Origin of the sequence: Staphylococcus sp. GDX7P312P, from assembly GCF_008385775.1 — a bacterium.
Taxonomy (GTDB): Bacteria; Bacillota; Bacilli; order Staphylococcales; family Staphylococcaceae; genus Staphylococcus; species Staphylococcus haemolyticus.
This window is the reverse complement of sequence record NZ_VUKI01000078.1, coordinates 1-1,457: the sequence shown is the minus strand read 5'-3', so window position 1 is coordinate 1,457 and position 1,457 is coordinate 1. Positions and strand designations below refer to the sequence as shown.

Annotated in this window: 2 protein-coding genes; both read right to left on the bottom strand. The window is 32.7% G+C overall.

Going from position 1 to position 1,457, the window contains the following annotated elements; genetic code table 11:
• The coding region (gene arsC, locus F1592_RS13345; protein WP_149809854.1) for an arsenate reductase (thioredoxin) at nucleotides 1-362 on the bottom strand (362 nt) is incomplete at its 3' end.
• Nucleotides 363-379: 17 nt separating this feature from the next.
• Nucleotides 380-1,457 (bottom strand): arsenic transporter (locus F1592_RS13340; protein WP_149809855.1); only part of this gene is annotated, 1,078 nt, incomplete at its 5' end.

The following is a 1,457-nucleotide window of genomic DNA, read 5'->3' as shown; positions in this document are numbered from 1 at the left end:
ATTTCATCTCTAACACGTTGAAATTCTGGCCATTCTTTTCCTGCTGGATCATCAAAGCCCCAGTGTTCTTTTTTAACATTAGGTGGTAATATAGGGCAATTATCGTCTGCATCACTACATAATGTTACGACCAAATCTGATTGTTTTAAAATATCACTATCAATCAAGTCTGACGTATGGTTTGATATATCAATATCCACTTCTTTCATAGCTTCTATTGCTTTAGGATTAACACCATGTGTTTCAATACCAGCAGAATAGATATTCCAATCTTCACCCAATATTTCTTTTCCCCAACCTTCAGCCATTTGGCTACGACAAGAGTTTCCTGTACATATAAAATAGATTGTTTTCTTATCCATAATTAAAGCCTCTTTTCTTAAAATATGATTAGTGTAAGGTATAAACCTAAGAGTGTTACAAATAGGACCGGAATAGTAATGATAATTCCAGTTTTAAAGTATGTTCCCCACGAAATTTTCACACCTTTTTGTGTTAAGACATGTAGCCACAATAATGTTGCTAAAGAACCAATTGGCGTAATTTTAGGTCCTAAATCAGAACCAATTACATTCGCATAAACCATACCTTCTTTAATAGTACCTACTACATTAGATTGTCCGATAGCAATAGCGTCTATTAAAACCGTAGGCATATTGTTCATAATTGATGATAAAAAGGCTGATATAAAGCCCATACCCATGACACTGCTAAATAATCCATAACTTGAAACGTTGGATAATACATCTGCTAAAATTGTGGTGATACCAACGTTTTTTAATCCAAACACTACTAAATACATACCAATAGAAAATAGAACGATATTCCATGGCGCACCTTTAATCACTTGTTTTGTATGAACTGCTTTTGATTTATGAGCTAATATTACAAAGATAAAAGCAATAATACCAGCAATAATTGATACAGGAATTTGGATAAACTCGCTAACAAGATATCCAACGAGTAGTACTGCTAATACTATCCATGAAAGCTTAAATAACTTAGAATCTTTAATTACACTTTTAGGATCTGATAGATTTTCTGTATCGAACGTTTTAGGTATGGATTTTCTGAAATATAACCATAAAACGAGAATACTAGCTATCAAAGAGAATATATTAGGAATCATCATTCGGCTAAAATATTCAATAAATCCAATATCGAAGTAATCTGCAGAAACGATATTAACTAAGTTACTTACAATTAAGGGTAGTGATGTAGTATCAGCGATAAAGCCACTGGCAATGATGAATGGGAAAATAACTTTTTTATTAAATCCTAGATTTCTTACCATCGCTAATACAATAGGAGTTATGATTAAAGCTGCACCATCATTTGCGAAAAATGCTGCTACAATTGCCCCTAATATCATGATAAAAACAAACATTTTTAAGCCATTACCGTTTGAAGCCTTGACCATATGTATCGCAGACCATTCAAAAAATCCAATCTCATCT